Origin of the sequence: Actinosynnema mirum DSM 43827 (assembly GCF_000023245.1) — a bacterium.
In the GTDB taxonomy this organism is placed as follows: domain Bacteria; phylum Actinomycetota; class Actinomycetes; order Mycobacteriales; family Pseudonocardiaceae; genus Actinosynnema; species Actinosynnema mirum.
On record NC_013093.1, the window covers coordinates 2,348,971 to 2,365,253 of the forward strand.

At 74.1% G+C, this 16,283-nt stretch carries 16 protein-coding genes and 1 pseudogene; 13 read left to right on the top strand and 4 right to left on the bottom strand.

Annotated features, from left to right (window positions below; all coding sequences use genetic code 11):
- The first annotated feature begins 357 nt into the window (after window positions 1–357).
- From egtB to egtD, 3 genes are read left to right on the top strand one after another with little or no spacing between them, the layout of a single operon-like run.
- Window positions 358–1,686 carry an ergothioneine biosynthesis protein EgtB gene (egtB, locus tag AMIR_RS10650; RefSeq protein ID WP_015800957.1) on the top strand — a complete coding sequence of 443 codons (1,329 nt, stop codon included), beginning with the start codon at window positions 358–360 and terminating at the stop codon, window positions 1,684–1,686.
- Window positions 1,687–2,445, top strand: a complete 759-nt coding sequence (gene egtC / locus AMIR_RS10655) for an ergothioneine biosynthesis protein EgtC (RefSeq protein ID WP_015800958.1) — start codon at window positions 1,687–1,689, stop codon at window positions 2,443–2,445.
- Window positions 2,442–3,404, top strand: a complete 963-nt coding sequence (gene egtD / locus AMIR_RS10660; RefSeq protein ID WP_015800959.1) for an L-histidine N(alpha)-methyltransferase — start codon at window positions 2,442–2,444, stop codon at window positions 3,402–3,404. Before egtC ends, egtD begins: the two co-directional genes overlap by 4 nt.
- A 73-nt stretch (window positions 3,405–3,477) precedes the next feature.
- Here the strand turns inward: egtD and AMIR_RS10665 are convergent, their stop codons facing one another.
- Entirely contained in the window at window positions 3,478–3,705 is a 228-nt protein-coding gene (locus AMIR_RS10665; protein WP_015800960.1) for a hypothetical protein, read from the bottom strand.
- A 268-nt stretch (window positions 3,706–3,973) separates the two neighbouring features.
- Between AMIR_RS10665 and AMIR_RS10670 the strand changes: the two genes are divergently transcribed.
- Window positions 3,974–4,837 (top strand): helix-turn-helix domain-containing protein, encoded by an 864-nt coding sequence (locus AMIR_RS10670; protein ID WP_015800961.1) that lies wholly within the window; start codon window positions 3,974–3,976, stop codon window positions 4,835–4,837.
- 12 nt (window positions 4,838–4,849) lie between these two features.
- Entirely contained in the window at window positions 4,850–5,044 is a 195-nt protein-coding gene (locus AMIR_RS10675) for a DUF397 domain-containing protein (RefSeq protein ID WP_015800962.1), read from the top strand.
- Window positions 5,045–5,439: 395 nt separating this feature from the next.
- On the opposite strand, the gene AMIR_RS10680 is transcribed toward AMIR_RS10675, so the two are convergent.
- A complete protein-coding gene (locus AMIR_RS10680) occupies window positions 5,440–5,652 on the bottom strand; it encodes a hypothetical protein (protein WP_015800963.1) in 213 nt (70 codons plus the stop codon).
- 258 nt (window positions 5,653–5,910) lie between these two features.
- Between AMIR_RS10680 and AMIR_RS10685 the strand changes: the two genes are divergently transcribed.
- Window positions 5,911–6,282 (top strand): peptidoglycan-binding domain-containing protein, encoded by a 372-nt coding sequence (locus AMIR_RS10685; protein ID WP_041836690.1) that lies wholly within the window; start codon window positions 5,911–5,913, stop codon window positions 6,280–6,282.
- Between the two features lie 68 nt (window positions 6,283–6,350).
- On the top strand, window positions 6,351–6,725 hold the full coding sequence (locus AMIR_RS10690) for a peptidoglycan-binding domain-containing protein (protein WP_015800965.1): 375 nt from the start codon (window positions 6,351–6,353) through the stop codon (window positions 6,723–6,725).
- A 64-nt stretch (window positions 6,726–6,789) separates the two neighbouring features.
- Here AMIR_RS10690 and AMIR_RS10695 read toward each other — a convergent pair whose 3' ends face one another.
- Entirely contained in the window at window positions 6,790–9,603 is a 2,814-nt protein-coding gene (locus AMIR_RS10695) for an aconitate hydratase (RefSeq protein ID WP_041836692.1), read from the bottom strand.
- 257 nt (window positions 9,604–9,860) lie between these two features.
- Here AMIR_RS10695 and AMIR_RS10700 point away from each other — a divergent pair, with 257 nt between their 5' ends.
- From AMIR_RS10700 to AMIR_RS10710, 3 genes are read left to right on the top strand one after another with little or no spacing between them, the layout of a single operon-like run.
- Window positions 9,861–10,697 (top strand): ATP-binding cassette domain-containing protein, encoded by an 837-nt coding sequence (locus tag AMIR_RS10700; RefSeq protein WP_015800967.1) that lies wholly within the window; start codon window positions 9,861–9,863, stop codon window positions 10,695–10,697.
- The gene (locus tag AMIR_RS10705) at window positions 10,694–11,344 is read left to right on the top strand and encodes a hypothetical protein (protein WP_015800968.1); all 651 of its coding nucleotides are present in this window, start codon (window positions 10,694–10,696) and stop codon (window positions 11,342–11,344) included. The genes AMIR_RS10700 and AMIR_RS10705 overlap by 4 nt, the downstream gene beginning before the upstream one ends.
- A gap of 28 nt (window positions 11,345–11,372) precedes the next feature.
- Window positions 11,373–11,867 carry a hypothetical protein gene (locus AMIR_RS10710; RefSeq protein ID WP_143760692.1) on the top strand — a complete coding sequence of 165 codons (495 nt, stop codon included), beginning with the start codon at window positions 11,373–11,375 and terminating at the stop codon, window positions 11,865–11,867.
- A 10-nt stretch (window positions 11,868–11,877) separates the two neighbouring features.
- Here AMIR_RS10710 and AMIR_RS10715 read toward each other — a convergent pair whose 3' ends face one another.
- Window positions 11,878–13,032, bottom strand: coding sequence for a hypothetical protein (locus AMIR_RS10715; protein WP_015800970.1), 1,155 nt, complete (start codon window positions 13,030–13,032; stop codon window positions 11,878–11,880).
- Window positions 13,033–13,118: 86 nt separating this feature from the next.
- Here AMIR_RS10715 and AMIR_RS10720 point away from each other — a divergent pair, with 86 nt between their 5' ends.
- From AMIR_RS10720 to AMIR_RS10730, 3 genes and pseudogenes are all read left to right on the top strand, one after another.
- On the top strand, window positions 13,119–13,898 hold the full coding sequence (locus AMIR_RS10720) for an SIR2 family NAD-dependent protein deacylase (RefSeq protein ID WP_041837592.1): 780 nt from the start codon (window positions 13,119–13,121) through the stop codon (window positions 13,896–13,898).
- 65 nt (window positions 13,899–13,963) lie between these two features.
- Window positions 13,964–14,554, top strand: a pseudogene (locus tag AMIR_RS43365) (carbonic anhydrase family protein); the annotation flags it as partial.
- 111 nt (window positions 14,555–14,665) lie between these two features.
- Window positions 14,666–16,198 (top strand): AMP-binding protein, encoded by a 1,533-nt coding sequence (locus AMIR_RS10730; protein WP_015800973.1) that lies wholly within the window; start codon window positions 14,666–14,668, stop codon window positions 16,196–16,198.
- Window positions 16,199–16,283 lie beyond the last annotated feature (85 nt).

Here is a 16,283-nt window from a genome sequence, read left to right on the forward strand (position 1 = left end):
CCCCGGCGCGCCGACGACGTCGCGCCACCGCAGCGCTCGCGCCCGCGCGACCGCCGCCTAACCGGCCGACGGTCCGCGCGAGGCCCCTCACCCCAGGTCCCCGAGGTCGGTGCGGGTCCCGTCGCCCCGACCGCGACGACACCCCGGCAGTCCCCGGCGCCGCGAAACCCCGGCGCCGGTCGCGGAACCGGCTCGTGCTGCCCCACAACAAGCTGCCCCACAACAAGAAGCGCGCTCCCTCCGCACCCGGAGGACCGCGCCGCCGAGCGAGCACCGCTGAACCGAGCACCGCTCGACCGGAGAACGCTGAGAAGAACCCGCTGACAGCACTGCACAACAGTCCGGAGGGGGCCTTTCATGACCAGCGCGGAAGACCTGCGCGCGACAGTCGCGGACCAGCTCACCAGGGCCAGGGCCCGCAGCGCCGCGCTCACCGACGCCGTGGACGACGACGACCTCGTGCGCCAGCACTCGAAGCTCATGTCACCGCTGGTGTGGGACCTCGCCCACATCGGCAACCAGGAGGAGCTCTGGCTCGTCCGCGACGTCGGTGGCCGCGACCCGGTGCGCTCCGACATCGACGAGCTGTACGACGCGTTCAAGCACGCCCGAGCGGCCCGCCCCGAGCTGCCGCTGCTCGGTCCCGGCGAGGCGCGCGGCTACGTGCGGGAGGTGCGCGACAAGGTCTTCGACGTCCTGGAGCGCACCCCGCTGGAGGGCGCGCGGCTGCTCGACGGGGCGTTCGCGTTCGGCATGATCGTGCAGCACGAGCAGCAGCACGACGAGACCATGCTGGCCACCCACCAGCTGCGCGCGGGCGCCCCGGTGCTGCACGCCCCGCCCCCGCCGCCCGGCGGTCCGGTCGGGCCGCCGGAGGTGCTGGTCCCCGGCGGCCCGTTCACCATGGGCACCTCCACCGAGGCGTGGGCCCTGGACAACGAGCGGCCCGCGCACCAGGTGGTGACCGCGCCGTTCCTCATCGACACCACCCCGGTCACCAACGGCGCGTACACCGAGTTCATCGCCGACGGCGGCTACCGCGACCCGCGCTGGTGGAGCCCCACCGGCTGGGAGCACGTCCAGAGCGCCGGGCTCACGGCCCCGCGCTTCTGGTCGCGCTCCGGGGACGCCTGGCACAGGCGGGCGTTCGGCGTCACCGCGCCGCTCGACCCCGCGCAACCCGTGGTGCACGTGTGCTTCCACGAGGCCGAGGCCTACGCGCGGTGGGCCGGGAAGCGGTTGCCCACCGAGGTCGAGTGGGAGAAGGCCGCCCGCTTCGACCCGGCCACCGGGCGCTCCCTGCGCTACCCGTGGGGCGACGACGACCCGACGCCCGAGCACGCCAACCTCGGCCAGCGGCACCTGTCCCCGGCCCCGGTCGGCGCCTACCCGAAGGGCGTGTCGCCGCTGGGCGTCCACCAGCTCGTCGGCGACGTGTGGGAGTGGACCAGCTCGGACTTCCGGGGCTACGCCGGGTTCGAGGTGTTCCCGTACGCCGAGTACTCGCAGGTGTTCTTCGGCGGGGACCACAAGGTGCTGCGCGGCGGCTCGTTCGGCACGGACCCGGTGGCGGTGCGCGCGACGTTCCGCAACTGGGACTACCCGATCCGGCGGCAGGTCTTCGCCGGGTTCCGGTGCGCGCGGGACGCGTCGCCGGAGGTCGCGCGCGGGGCGGTGGAGGGCTAGGTGTGCAGGCACCTGGGGTACCTCGGGCGGCCGGTGCCGCTGTCGGCGCTGCTGTTCGACCCGCCGCACTCGCTGGAGCGCCAGTCGTACGCGCCGTCGGACATGCGGCGCGGCGGCACGGTCAACGCCGACGGGTACGGGGTCGGGTGGGCCGCCGAGGACGGGCAGGTCGCCCGGTACCGGCGGGCCGGGGCGATCTGGGCGGACGAGAACCTGGCTTCACTGGGCCGCGTCGTGCGGTCGGGCGCGGTGCTGGCGGCGGTGCGCTCGGCCACGGTCGGGATGCCGGTGGTGGAGACCGCGTGCGCGCCGTTCTCCGGCGACGGCTGGCTGTTCAGCCACAACGGCAAGGTTCCCGAGTGGTCGAAGTCGTTGGCGCAGCTGGCTTCCGGGCTTCCGGTGGAGCGGTTGCTGACGCTCGACGCGCCCACGGACTCGGCGCTGCTGTGGGCGCTGGTGCAGGACCGGCTGCGGTCCGGGGCGGGCGCCGAGGAGGCGGTGGTGTCGGTGCTGCGCGAGGTGGACGCCGCCGCCCCCGGCTCGCGGCTGAACCTGCTGCTGCTCGGCCACGGGGTCGTGGTCGGCACGACCTGGACGCACTCGTTGTGGTTCAGGCGGGACGAAGGCGGGGTGCTGGTGGCCTCCGAGCCGCTGGACACCGGTGACGGCTGGCGCGAGGCGCCCGACCGCTCGGTCGTGGTGGCCTCCGAGTCTGCCTCTGAGTCTACTGTGGACGTTCGAGCGATAGGACGACGATGACCGAGCTTGACGTGCGACTGACCCCCGACGAGGCGGCGCGCGCGCTGCGCGAGGAAGCCGCGGCCGGGCTGGCCGACACGCCGAAGTGGTTGTCCCCCAAGTGGTTCTACGACGAGGTGGGCAGCTCGCTGTTCGAGGACATCACCCGGCTGCCCGAGTACTACCCGACGCGGGCCGAGCGGGAGATCCTCACCGCGCGGGCGGGCGAGGTCGCGGAGCTGACCGGCGCGGCGGAGCTGGTGGAGCTGGGCTCGGGGTTCTCGGTGAAGACCCGGCTGCTGCTCGACGCCCTGCGGCCGACGCTGCGCCGGTTCACGCCGCTGGACGTGTCCGAGTCGGCGCTGCTGGCCGGGGCGTCCGGGCTCGCCGACGACTACCCCGGCGTCCAGGTCCGCTGCGTGGTCGGGGACTTCACCCAGCACCTCGGCGCGCTCCCGGTGTCGGACGGGCGGTTGGTGGCGTTCCTCGGCGGCACGATCGGGAACCTGCTGCCCGAGGAGCGCGGGAAGTTCTTCGCGGCCGTGCGGGAGTCGTTGCGGGCCGGGCAGTGGCTGCTGCTCGGCGCGGACCTGGTGAAGGACCCCGAGGTGCTGGTGCGGGCGTACGACGACCCGGCCGGGGTGACGGCCGCGTTCAACCGGAACGTGCTGAGGGTGCTGAACCGGGAGCTGGGCGCGGGGTTCGACCCGGACGCGTTCGCGCACGTCGCGCGGTGGAACCCGGAGCGGGAGTGGATCGAGATGCGGCTGCGGGCCGAGCGGGCGATGCGGGTTCCCGTTCCGGGGCTGGGCATCGAGGTCGGGTTCGCGGAGGGGGAGGAGCTGCGGACGGAGGTGTCGGCGAAGTTCCGGCGCGACGGGCTGGAGCGCGAACTGGGGGAGTCCGGGTTCGCGGTGCGGCGGTGGTGGACCGACTCGGAGGGGCGGTTCGCGCTGGTGCTGGCGCAAGCCACCGGGTGAGCCCCGCTCCGGGCGGCGCTCGGCCGTCCTGATCCCACGGGCCCGGCCGCTTCTCCTCAGCGGTCGGGCCCGTTCACAGCTCTTCGCGGTTCATGCCCTCCGCGCGCCGGTCGCGGCGCCACCACACGTGGTCGACGGCGACCTCGGTGACGGCGAAACCGACCAGCAGGGCGGTGGTGAGGCCGTCGGGCCAGGCGAAGAGGGTCCAGGTCGCGGTGAGCGCCAGCGCGGGGGCGAGGGGGAACCAGACCCTGGTGCGGCCCAGGGAGTCGTTGCGCAGCCACCACAGGAACAGGACCACGGGCCTCCTCTCCGCAGCGGCCGAAGATACCTGGGGGTGGTCGGCGGGCAGGATGGGGAGACCCCGTTGGGCCAACGGGTTCAGCGCGGTGCGGCCGTTGTGGTGAGCGGGGCGCGCGCCTCGCGCCCGCGGCTCCCGGAGGTCGGCGGGGGCGCCGCACGTCAGCTACGTGCGCAGGAGAGGACATTTTTACCCAGTTGGGTGACCTTTGCTCGTGTGGGAGAGGCGCTAGATTGCGCCACCGTGCCAGCGAGGGGGACGTGAGGACATGCGGCAGGTTCAGCCCGAGCACATCCAGATCGCGGCCACGCTGCGGCGGATGCGGGAGCAGGCCGGGGTGGGGCGGGACCAGGCCGCCGTGCTGCTCGGGTGCACCATCTCCAAGATCGGGGACCTGGAGACCGGGCGGTCCCGGCCCAAGCCCGTCGAGCTGGAGCGGTTGCTCGACCACTACGGGGTCATGGGGGACGAGCGCGGTGAGCTCCTGCTGTTCGCGCGGAACTCGCGCGGACGGCGGGCACCCGGCCCTTACACGGCGGCCACCGTGCCCAACAACCACCGGCGGATCGTCGACCTGGAAGCCCAGGCGATCTCGTCGATCTGCTACTCGGGCGAGCTGATCCCCGGCATCCTCCAGATCCCGGCCTACGCCAAGGCGCTGCTCGACTGGTCCTGGAACGGCAAACCCGACGAGGTCGAGAAGCTCCTGGCGCTGCGGATGGAGCGCGGCAAGCTGCTGACCCGCGTCGAGCGCCCGCCGCTGCGCTACTGGTGCATCCTCGGCGAGGGCGCGCTGCGGACCACCGTGGGCGACGACGACGTCATGCGCGAGCAGGTCGAGCGCCTGGTCCGCTTCAACACCACCACGGACAACGTGGTCATCCAGGTCATGCCGTTCGACGGCGGCCCGCACGCGTTCCGGGGGATGCTCGCGACCCTGCACCGGTTCCCGCCGCCCGCGCCGGACATCCTGCTGACCGACAGCTACGGCCGGGAGACCGTGCAGGACAAGGCTTCCGTGGTCGAGCGCGCCACGCGCCACCTGGAACTGCTGCGCGGCATGGCGCTGAGCCGGGAGGCGAGCACCGAGCACATGCGCGCGTTCGTCGGCGTTGCGCCGGGACAGCGGTGAAATACTCGGGACATGCCTCTGAAGCGCGATGAGTGGTTCCTGCCGCGTCGCACCACCAACGGCGGGACCTGCGTCGAGACCCGGTTCACCGACGACGCCGTGTTCGTGCGCAACAACCTGCGCCCCGACGCGGGCACGGCGGTGTTCACGCACGAGGAGTGGGCGGTGTTCGTCGCGGGCGTGCGCGACGGGGACTACGACGTCTGAGGCCAGGCCAGGCCAGGCCAGCGTCCCGCGCCAGCTCCCGCCCGCTGAGCCCGTCCAGCGCCCGCCGCGCCCGCTCCCGGCGCGGTCCGGCGTCGGTGTCCACCACGTGCGATGAGCTGCCGGATGACCGACGGCGACAGCATCGGCCCGCTCGGCGCGCTCGCGCAACGACCCCACGGGCTGCCGGTGCGCCCGCACCGACGCGCCCCAGCCGGTCACCCCGGCGTACAGGACCACGCTGAGCACCACCGACTCCGCAGGCGCGAGTTCCGGGTCCACGCGCAGCAGCGGGGGCGGGAGGTCGGTGAGCTGGGTGCGGTGGAGCAGGGCGTACGCGGCGGCGAGGGCGGGGAACGCGGCGTCCACGAGCCGGTCGCGGCGGGGCGCGGCGGGCATCAGCGCACGTCGTCGTCCCGCAGCCTGCTGTGCGCGAACGCGGTCAGCGCGACCCCGGCCACCAGCACGAGCGCGTTGGCGAGCAGTTCGTCGCCGGTGACGCCGGGGACGTGCGAGATCACCCCGCCGGGGCCGAACCCGAGCAGGTCGCGACCCGCGCCCAGCAGGCCGTTCAGGGCGAGGAAGGCGCCGAGGAGCTCCAGTGCTTTCACGGTGGTGGCGGTAGGGGAGCGGGGACGGTGGTGAATCGGCGCTTGGTATCGGGCCCCGGTCCGTTGGTAGGGGGTGGGGCGCTACCAGGGCAGCTGGTGCCGCAGCGGAGGGGCCGCAGTGGGCCGCCGTGGTGGACCGGCTGGTCCGGGCGGGGTTTTCGAGCCTGCTCGAAGAAGTTGCCCCGGCGACGACGGGCGGCCGAGCATGGGACGACCCGGCGAAGGGCGGCGGGTGGGGGGAGCGTGATGGGACGAGGGGTGCCTGCGCTGCTCGTGGTGCTGTGCGCGGCGTTGTTCGGCGTGGGGACGGCGGGCGGGGCGGCTGCGTCCGCTCGGGTCGCGGAGGTCGACTGCCCGCCGGGGCACCTGGTGCCGAACCCCGGTCCGGGGCAACCGAATCCGGTCGTCCGCAGGGGGCAGTGCCTGCTGAACCTGGTCCTCCGCCCGCCGGAGTACGAGCCGCTCCCGGTGGACGGGATCTCCGGGCCGGAGACCACCCGGAGGCTGGTCCGGTTCCAGCAGTGCGCGAACGCGCTCGGCGCGGGGCTCGTGGTGGACGGCCGCTTCGGGATGGCCACGATGCTCCACCTGCTGTGGTGGGCCGAGCACCCCGAGGACTTCGCCTGCTGAGCGCCACGGGTGGGAAACCGCAGTTCAGATCCGCACTTCCGGTGTGTCGAGAGCTAGGGGGACAAGTCATGGGTCGACGAGCTTTGGTATTGCTGGCCGCGCTGTTCAGCGTCGTGCTCGCGGGTGGGACGGCGGTGGCCGCGCCAGGTGGGATCGGGGCGCTGCACAACTGCCAGTCCGCGGCGGCGCGGGACATCGGTCGGGGTGACAGCGGGGCCTACGTCAGGCGGGTGCAGTGCCTGCTGAACTGGGCCATCAGTTCGGGCACCTACCACAGCATCTCCGTGGACGGGGACTTCGGGCCGGACACCGAGGGCAAGGTGATCAAGTTCCAGCAGTGCGCCAACGCGCTCGGCGCGGGGCTCGTGGTGGACGGCCGGGTCGGGGCGAACACCGCGCCGCACCTGGAGTGGTGGGCGCAGCACACGGCCTACATCTGCTGAACCGGTGACGTGGGAGGGGCCGCCCGCGCCGAAGCGCGGACGGCCCCTCCCGCACCGCTCAGGACTAGCTGCGGACCATCTTGCGCAGCACGTACTGCATGATGCCGCCGTTGCGGTAGTAGTCCGCCTCACCGGGGGTGTCGATGCGGACGACCGCGTCGAACTCCACCGCCCCGCCGTCCGCCTTCTTCGCGACGACCTTCACCGTCTCCGGCGTCACGCCGTTGTTCAGCTCGGTCACCCCGGAGATGTCGAACACCTCGGTGCCGTCCAGGCCGAGCGACGACGCGGACTCGCCGGCCGGGAACTGGAGCGGCAGGACGCCCATGCCGATCAGGTTCGACCGGTGGATGCGCTCGAACGACTCGGTGATCACCGCGCGCACGCCCAGCAGCGAGGTGCCCTTGGCCGCCCAGTCGCGGGACGAGCCCGAGCCGTACTCCTTGCCCGCCAGGACGACCAGCGGCACGCCCGCCTCGGCGTAGCTCGCCGACGCGTCGTAGATCGTGGTCTGCGGCGCGCCCTCGGCCAGGAAGTCGCGGGTGAAGCCGCCCTGGACGTCGTCGAGCAGCAGGTTGCGCAGGCGGATGTTCGCGAACGTGCCGCGGATCATCACCTCGTGGTTGCCGCGCCGCGAGCCGTACGAGTTGAAGTCCTTGCGGTCCACGCCGTGCTCGGTCAGGTACTTGCCCGCGGGCGAGTCGGCCTTGATCGAACCGGCGGGGGAGATGTGGTCCGTGGTGACCGAGTCGCCCAGCAGCGCCAGCACGCGCGCGCCGCTGATCTCGGTGACCGGCTTCGGCTCCATCTCCATGCCCTCGAAGTACGGGGGCTTCCGCACGTAGGTGGAGTCGTCGGCCCACTCGAAGGTGTTGCCGGTCGGCGTGGGCAGCGACTGCCAGCGCTGGTCGCCGGAGAACACGTTCTCGTAGCCCTTGGCGAAGCCCTCCGGCGAGATCGCCGAGCTGACGACCTCCGAGACCTCCTGCGGCGACGGCCAGATGTCGGCCAGGTAGACCGGCTTGCCCTCGTTGTCGGTGCCCAGCGGCTCGGTGGTGATGTCCTTGTCCATCGAGCCTGCGAGCGCGTACGCCACCACGAGCGGCGGGGACGCCAGGTAGTTCATCTTGATGTCGGGGTTGATCCGGCCCTCGAAGTTCCGGTTGCCCGACAGCACCGACACCGCGGCGAGGTCGCCGTGGTTGATGCCCGCGCTGATCTCGTCCTGCAGCGGGCCGGAGTTGCCGATGCACGTGGTGCAGCCGTAGCCGACCAGGTGGAAGCCCAGCTTCTCCAGGTACGGCATGAGGCCGGCGCGCTCGTAGTAGTCCATGACGACCTTGGAGCCGGGCGCCAGCGTGGTCTTGACCCACGGCTTGCGCTCCAGGCCCTTCTCCACGGCCTTCTTCGCCAGCAGCGCCGCGCCGATCATCACCGACGGGTTCGAGGTGTTGGTGCACGAGGTGATCGCGGCGATCGCGACGGCGCCGTGGTCCAGCTCGAACTCGTTGCCGTCCAGGGTCACCTTGACCGGGTTGGACGGGCGGCCCTCGCTGCCGGTCGCGGCCGAGTGGACCACGCGCGGCGCGCCGCCGTTGTCACCGCCCTCGGGCGAGATCGGGTCGCTGGCCGGGAAGGTCTCCTCCACGGCCTCGTCCACGCTGGAGGCCGAGGTCGGCTCGCTGTCGGAGACGTACGCGCCCAGCGCCTGGCGGAACGCGGTCTTGGACGAGGCCAGCTCGATCCGGTCCTGCGGGCGCTTCGGGCCCGCGATCGACGGGACGACCGTCGACAGGTCCAGCGACAGCGTCTCGGAGTACACCGGCTCGTGGTCGGCCTCGTGCCACAGGCCCTGCTCCTTGGCGTACGCCTCGACCAGCGCCAGCTGCTCGGCCGAGCGGCCGGTCAGCTTCAGGTAGTCGATGGTCTCGCCGTCGATCGGGAAGATCGCGCAGGTGGAGCCGAACTCCGGGCTCATGTTGCCGATGGTGGCGCGGTTGGCCAGCGGCACCGCGCCGACGCCCGAGCCGTAGAACTCGACGAACTTGCCGACGACGCCGTGCTTGCGCAGCATCTCGGTGATCGTCAGCACCAGGTCGGTGGCGGTCGCGCCCGCGGGCAGCTCGCCGTGCAGCTTGAAGCCGACCACGCGCGGGATCAGCATCGACACCGGCTGGCCGAGCATCGCGGCCTCGGCCTCGATGCCGCCGACGCCCCAGCCCAGCACGCCGATGCCGTTCACCATGGTGGTGTGGCTGTCGGTGCCGACCAGGGTGTCCGGGTAGGCGACGCCGCCCCGGACCATGACCACGCGGGCCAGGTGCTCGATGTTGACCTGGTGGACGATGCCGGTGCCCGGCGGGACGACCTTGAACTCGTCGAACGCGGTCTGGCCCCAGCGCAGGAACTGGTAGCGCTCCCTGTTGCGCTCGTACTCCAGGTCCACGTTCAGCTCGAAGGCGTCCGGGCGGCCGAAGATGTCGGCGATCACCGAGTGGTCGATGACCAGCTCGGCCGGGGCCAGCGGGTTGACCTTCGCCGGGTCGCCGCCGAGCTGGGTCACGGCCTCGCGCATGGTGGCGAGGTCGACCACGCAGGGCACGCCGGTGAAGTCCTGCATGACCACCCGCGCGGGCGTGAACTGGATCTCCTTGTTCGGCTGGGCGCTGGGATCCCAGGCGCCGAGCGCGCGCACGTGGTCGGCGGTGATGTTCGCGCCGTCCTCGGTGCGGAGCAGGTTCTCCAGCAGGATCTTCAGGCTGTACGGCAGGCGCTCCGCACCCTCGACGGCGCTCAGTCGGTACACCTCGTACGAGGCGTCGCCGACCGAGAGCGTGCCGCGGGCGCCGAAGCTGTCCTTGCTCGCTGGTGCAGTCACGTCCAACTCCATCTGGTGACTCTGGTGACGCGCATAAGTCGGTAGGGGAACATCCGTGAGTCTTCCGCACCTGTGGGTGCGGCGCCCTCTCGCCCTAAACAGTACGCGTGTCCTGTATGGGGGTTCAAGCTGACCCGCGAGGTTGGTCCGAGGTGGCGGGAAGGCGCGCGGCTCGGGTGCGGGACCCCGCTGGGGCGGGTGGACGCGGGCGGCGTGGCACGTCAGGGGCCGAGCGGGTCGGTGGGAGGGTGTCGCGGATGAGCGGCTGGGGGCGGGGTTCGGTGGGTCGGGACAGCGGTGGGCGCGGCGGTGCGGGACCTGGGGGCGCGGGGGCGGGCGCGGTCCGGCTCGACGGGGTCGGCAAGCGGTACGGGCGCGGGCCCTGGGTGCTGCGCGGGGTCGACCTGGACGTCGCGGCGGGCGGGCTGGTCGTGGTCGCGGGCGGCAACGGGGTCGGCAAGTCCACCCTGCTGCGCGTCGCGGCCGGGCTGGTCAGGCCGGACGAGGGACGGGTCGCCCGCGTCGGCGACGTCGGCTACCTGCCCGAGCGGTTCCCCCCTGACGTGCGCTTCTCCGCCCGGAACTACCTGCGCCACCTCGCCGCGGTGCGCGGGGTCCCCGGCCGGTGGGAGCTGGTGGAGGCGCTCGGGTTCGCGGGTGATCCGGACGGGCCGATGTCCGCGCTGTCCAAGGGCAACGCGCAGAAGGTCGCGCTCGCGCAGGCCCTGCACGCGCGTGGGCTGGTCGTGCTGGACGAGCCGTGGTCGGGGCTGGACGCCCGCGCGGGCGCCGCGCTGGCCGGGCTGGTCGAGGCGGCGTGCGCGGACGGGGTCGGGGTGCTGGTCACCGACCACACCGGGCGCGAGCTGGCCGGGGCGCGGCAGGTCGTGCTCGGCGGCGGGCGGGACCGGGTGGTCGTGGTCGAGCTGGACCGGGCGGGGGCGGTGTTCGAGCAGGTCGAGGCGGCGGACGGGGTGCTGGTGGCCGAGCGGGGCGGGGACGCGGTGCGGTTGGAGGTCGAGCCGGGGCGCAGCGACGAGGTGCTGGCACTCGCGCTGCGGCTGGGCTGCTCGGTGCGCGGGGTGCGGTCGTGAGGCTCCTCGCGCTGGTGCGCTACCTGGTGGCCGACGTCGCGCGCGGGCAGCGGTTCCTGCCGCCGGTGCTGCTGCTCCTGGCCGTGCTCGCCATGCTCTACGCCGGGGACGCGGGCGAGGCGCCGCAGTCCTACATCGGGTCGAGCGCGCTGCTGTACCCGGTGTCGGTGTGGCTGGCGGTCGTGGTCGCCGGGACCGAGGACCCGGTGCGGCACGCGGTCACCACGACCGCCGCGGGCTGGGCGCGGACGCGGGTCGGGGTGGCGCTGGCGGCGCTGGTGTGGGCCTGCGGGGCGGCGGTGGTCGGCACGCTGGCGCCGGTGCTGACGCAGCCGAGGCCCTACCCGCCGCCGGTGGTGCTGACCGGGCTCGCGGCGAACCTGGTGTGCGCGGTCGCGGGCGTCGGGGTCGGGCTGCTGTGCGCGCGACCTGTGCTGGTGCGCGCCGGGTGGACGGCGGTGGCGGCGCTCGCGCTGACCGTGGCGGCCTACCCGCTCGGGGTGACGCCGCCGGTCGGGGCGGTGCTCGGGGCGCTCGGCGGGCGGGTCGAGCTCGGACCCGCGCTCGGGTGGTCCGCCGTGATCGCCTCGGGCCTGGTGGTGGCCGCTACCCTGGCTGCCTGGGTGATCGGATCGCGCAGGGGGTGACCTGGATGGCGACCACCGGACCGGTGCCGTGGGAGATCGTCGGCCGGAGCGCGGGCGGGCGGAGGTGAGCCCCCGGTTGCGGCTGGTCGACGGCGTGCGCCCCGACGAGCCGGGCGTGCCGGTGCCGGTGCTGCTGGTCGACCCCGCCGGGACGCCGGGGGAGCGGGCCGCGGCGGCGCTGCGCAGGCACTGCGTGGAGGGCGTCGGCGTGCTGTTCCTGATGGGCAGCGACGGGTGGGCGCGGCAGGAGCTGCGCGGCGGGGTGCTGGCGGTGGAGATCGTGGTGCACCCGTTCACGCTCGGGCAGGTCGACGTGGACCCGGAGGACTTCCCCGAGCGGGTCGGCGACTCGGTGCTCCTGCTGCGGGCGGAGGCGGAGGTCGACCCTGAGCGGTTCGCGCGCGCCGCAGGGGAGACCGCGCTGCTGACGGCGGGGCCCGAGGTGGAGCTGGCGGACGCGCTGGCAGGCGCGGCGCGCAAGGTGCTGCTGCTGGGGCCGCCGCCCGCCGCGGTGCTCGGGTAGCCGGTCGCGCTCAGAACGCCGCCAGCAGCACCCCGACGTCGGCGGGCGTCAGCGCGGGGGCCGCGGTCAGGAGGGCCTGCGCGAGCGTGCGGGCCGGGCTGACGTGCCACCCGGCGGACGAGCGCGTGGTCACCAGCGGCACCCCCTCGGTGAGCAGCCGGTCGAACAGCCGCGCCAGGACGTCCGGGGTCTCGGGCGGGGCGTGCGGCGGGGTGAGCAGGGCGGCCAGGTCGTTCGCGCACAGCGGCCGGGCCCCGGTGTCCGGGACGTAGCAGGCGCCCTCGCGGCTGAACCGGCCGCTCACGCCCCCGGTCGTCAGGGTCAGCGCCCGGACCACCGCTCGGGCGCCCTCGGCGGTCTCGGTCACGTCGACCTCGACGTCCCGCACGCCCACCACGCCCGGCACCGGTCCCGCCAGGTCCACCAGCGCCGGTCCGGCCGCCTGGACGGCCGCCATCTCGTCCGGCGGCAGGAGCGCGATCACGGCCGCCAGGTCGCCCGCCAGCAGCGCCCCGGTGAACCGCCGCACGGCCGCGCCGGGGGAGCTCCCGGCGCTCGGCGCGATCCCCCGTCGCGGCCAGTCGAGCCCGTTGCCCTTGAGCAGGGCGTGCACGGCGGTGTGCAGCACGCTCGCGTACCACCGGCCGCCCACCTCGACGGTGGCGATCTCCACCGCTCCGGCGCCGCGCGCGCCGAAGTCGACCGTCCAGTCCTGGCCCCCGGGCGACGGCGCGGCCCCCAGCGCGCTCGCGAGCCGCCCGGTCACCACGTCCCCGGCGGTGCTCGACGCCGTCAGCCACCCGCCGACCACGCCGGTGACGGCCAGCCGCTCGGTGATCCGCCTGGTCCCGCCCACCACGACGTCCGCGCCGCGCACCGAGGGCACGGCGCCGACCAGCCCCGCCCTGCTCCCCTCGGCGACGAGCGCGCGACCGTGGTCGACGACCACGGCGGCCTCCGCGGGCGCCACCACCGACCACGCGGCGCCCAGGTCGTTCCGGGCGAGCGCCCCGAGGAAGCCCGCCACCACCTCGCCGGGCCCGGCGCCCGCCGAGGCGGACGGGCCGGACCGCCCCGCCTGCCCCACGACCACGACCCCCGCCAGCACGCCCAGCACCAGCGCGACCACCCCGGCGACCCGACCGCCCGAACCCCACCGCCCCACGGCCACCACCTGCCCCTGTCACGGGGAATTATGTACGCCGACCCGGCTCCCGGTCCCGGTGCGCGACGTGACACGGTGGTGTGGTGATGCCCCAGGAAGCGATGGCCGCCGCCCGCCGGATCACGGTGCTGACCGGGGCCGGGGTCTCCACCGAGTCGGGCATCCCGGACTTCCGGGGGCCGCACGGCTCGCTCAGCGGCGTCACCGAGGCGGGGCGGTCCTACACGCCCGACGAGTACCTGAACGACCACGGGGTGCGGCGGCGGGTGTGGCGGGCCCGGCTGCACCACCCCATGTGGGTCGCCGAGCCCAACCCCGCGCACCGGGCGCTCGTGGAGCTCCAGCGCGGCGGGCGGCTGCGGGCGCTGCTCACGCAGAACGTCGACGGGCTGCACCAGCGGGCCGGGACGCGGCGGGTGGTCGAGCTGCACGGGTCGCTGCTGCGCACGGCGTGCACCGACTGCGGGTCGCCGGGGGACATGCGGGAGGCGCTGGAGCGGGTGCGGGACGGGGAGGACGACCCGGACTGCCCGGCCTGCGGCGGGGTGCTGCGGGCCACGACGGTCGCGTTCGGGCAGCCGCTGGACCCGGACGTGCTGCGGGCGGCGCGGGCGGCCGTGGTCGACTGCGACCTGCTGCTGGTCGCGGGCACGTCGCTGGTGGTCAGCCCGGCCTCGGACCTGGTGCCGCTGGCGGCCCGCGCGGGGGCCGCCGTGCTGATCTGCAACGGGGAGCCGACGCCGTGCGACCCGCTGGCCAGCGCGCTCGACCGGCGGCCGGTCGGGGTCTCGCTGCCCGAGCTGGTGGCCGTTCCGGTGACCGGCGAGGGGCCGGTGCGCACCTGGGGCGACCCGAGCACCTGGTGAGCGGTCCGCCCATCCCGGCCAAACCCCACCAACGGGTGAGCTGACCGGCGCGGGGACCGGGGGTCTGGTCTTCTGCCCCTGTGCGCACCCCTTCCTCCTGGCAGTCACCCGTCAACCTCAGGTCGCCCGTCGTCGTCCCCGGTTCCAGCGGGTCGCTCGACCTGCGGTGGGAGAAGGGGAGCCAGCGGTTCGACGTCGTCTCCGAGGCGCACGGGCACCGGTTCCGGCCCGTCGTCGCGCAGGAGGCCGTGCTCGGCGGCGAGGCGTACCGGCTGGCCAACGTGCACTTCCACCGGCCCGGCGAGCACTGGGTCGACGGGGAGCAGCAGCAGGCCGAGCTGCACGCGGTGCACGTGCGGGCCGAGCGCGCCCTCCAGGTCCTGGTCGTCTCCGTGCTGCTGCGGTACGAGGCCGACGGCGACGGCGGCGCGCCCACCTCGTTCGACCTCGGCGCGCTCCTGCCCGCGCGGCGCTCCTTCTACCGGTACGAGGGCTCGCTGAGCACGCCCGACCACGACGAGAACGTCAGCCACGCGGTGTTCGCCGAACCCGTGCAGGTCGCCGACCAGCACCTCGCCCGGTTCATCGCGGGCCGCGCGGACCGGGCCCGGCCGCCCCAGGACCTCGGGCGGCGGTACCTGCTGCTGTGCGAGTGACGGGCCTTCCGGGCGGGGCGGCGCCGAGAGGGGCGGCACTGAACCGATCCGCCGCCAACTGAGACGCATCGTTCCTGGTCAGCGCACCCGGCCGCAGAATAACGTCGGTGGATGCGCGTACCGCTGACCGTCGCAGACTTCCTGGAGCGGGCCGAGGTCGCCTTCGCCTCCACCACCGCCGCCGTCGACGAACCGCACCAGCCCGCGCCACCCGTCCCCACCAGCACCTACGCCGGGTTCGCCGACCGGGTCCGAGCCTGGCAGGCCGGGTTCGACGCGTTAGGCGTCGGCGTGGGCGAGCGGATCGCCGTGGTCAGCCCCAACTCGGCGCGGCTGCTCGAACTCCTGCACGCCGTGCCCGGCAGCGGGCGCGTCTGCGTGCCCGTGAACTACCGGCTCCGGCCCGCCGAGGTCGCCTACATCGTCGAGCACAGCGGGGCCACCGCCCTGCTCGTCGACCCCGAGCTCGAACTCGGCGGAGTCCGCGCCCCGCACCGCTTCACCCTCGGCGCGCACACCGAGGAGGAGCTGATGCTCTTCGGCGTCGCCCCGCGCCCGTGGCGCGACCCCGACGAGGACGCCACCGCCACCGTCAACTACACCTCCGGCACCACCGCCCGCCCCAAGGGCGTGCAGCTCACCCACCGCAACGTGTGGATCAACGCCGTCACCTTCGCCCTGCACACCCGCGCCTGGGAGCGGGACGTCTACCTGCACGTCCTGCCGATGTTCCACTGCAACGGCTGGGGGATGCCCTACGGGTTGGCGGGCCTTGGCGTGCCGCAGGTCGTGCTGCGCAAGGTCGACGGCGACGAGATCCTGCGCCGCGTCCGCGACCACGGCGTCACCCTCGTCTGCGGCGCGCCCGCCGTGTGGAGCGCGGTGCTCGACGCCGCCGCCCGCTGGGACGGCGAGATCCCCGGACGCGGCCGGGTGCGCGTGGTGTGCGCGGGCGCCCCGCCGCCCAGCCGCGTCATCGCCCGGATCACCGCCGAGCTGGGCTGGGAGTTCCTGCAGATCTACGGCCTGACCGAGACCGCCCCGCTGCTCACGTTCAACCGCACCCGCCCCGAGGACGACGGGCTGACCGACGAGGAGCGCGCCCGCAAGCTCTCCCGCGCCGGGGCCCCCGCGCTCGGCGCCCGCCTGCGGATCTCCGACACCGGCGAGGTGCTGGCCCGCTCCAACGTGGTCATGGACTGCTACTGGGACAACCCCGGCGCCAGCGCGCAGGCCCTCGACGGCGGCTGGTTCCACACCGGCGACGGCGGGCACGTCGACGACGACGGGCACCTGGTCATCTCCGACCGCAAGAAGGACGTGATCATCACGGGTGGGGAGAACGTGTCGTCGGTGGAGGTGGAGGACGCGCTGTTCGACCACCCGGCGGTCGCCGAGGCCGCCGTCATCGGCGTCCCGCACGAGAAGTGGGGCGAGACGGTCAAGGCGCTCGTCGTGCTCGCGGACGGCGCCTCCGCCACCGAGGCCGAGCTGATCGCGCACTGCAAGGAGCGGCTGGCCGGGTACAAGGCCCCGACGTCGGTGGAGATCCGGGACGCGATCCCGCGCACGGCCACCGGGAAGGTGCAGAAGTTCAAGCTCCGATCGCCCTACTGGGACGGGCTCAACCGCGAGGTCAACTGATCGTGCGCGTCAGCCACCCGTGTGGTTGAAGTTGCCCGTGTGGCGCTGAAGGCCCCGGTGGAGCGGTGGCACAGTCTCCGTCGAG

Excerpts from the sequence above, each read along its gene's own strand:
- AMIR_RS10730 (WP_015800973.1), top strand. The coding sequence starts at position 14,666 with ATGCGCGTACCGCTGACCGTCGCAGACTTCCTGGAGCGGGCCGAGGTC.
- AMIR_RS10675 (WP_015800962.1), top strand. The coding sequence starts at position 4,850 with ATGCCTCTGAAGCGCGATGAGTGGTTCCTGCCGCGTCGCACCACCAAC.
- AMIR_RS10720 (WP_041837592.1), top strand. The coding sequence starts at position 13,119 with ATGCCCCAGGAAGCGATGGCCGCCGCCCGCCGGATCACGGTGCTGACC.
- egtD (WP_015800959.1), top strand. The coding sequence starts at position 2,442 with ATGACCGAGCTTGACGTGCGACTGACCCCCGACGAGGCGGCGCGCGCG.
- AMIR_RS10690 (WP_015800965.1), top strand. The coding sequence starts at position 6,351 with ATGGGTCGACGAGCTTTGGTATTGCTGGCCGCGCTGTTCAGCGTCGTG.
- AMIR_RS10700 (WP_015800967.1), top strand. The coding sequence starts at position 9,861 with ATGAGCGGCTGGGGGCGGGGTTCGGTGGGTCGGGACAGCGGTGGGCGC.
- AMIR_RS10670 (WP_015800961.1), top strand. The coding sequence starts at position 3,974 with ATGCGGCAGGTTCAGCCCGAGCACATCCAGATCGCGGCCACGCTGCGG.
- egtB (WP_015800957.1), top strand. The coding sequence starts at position 358 with ATGACCAGCGCGGAAGACCTGCGCGCGACAGTCGCGGACCAGCTCACC.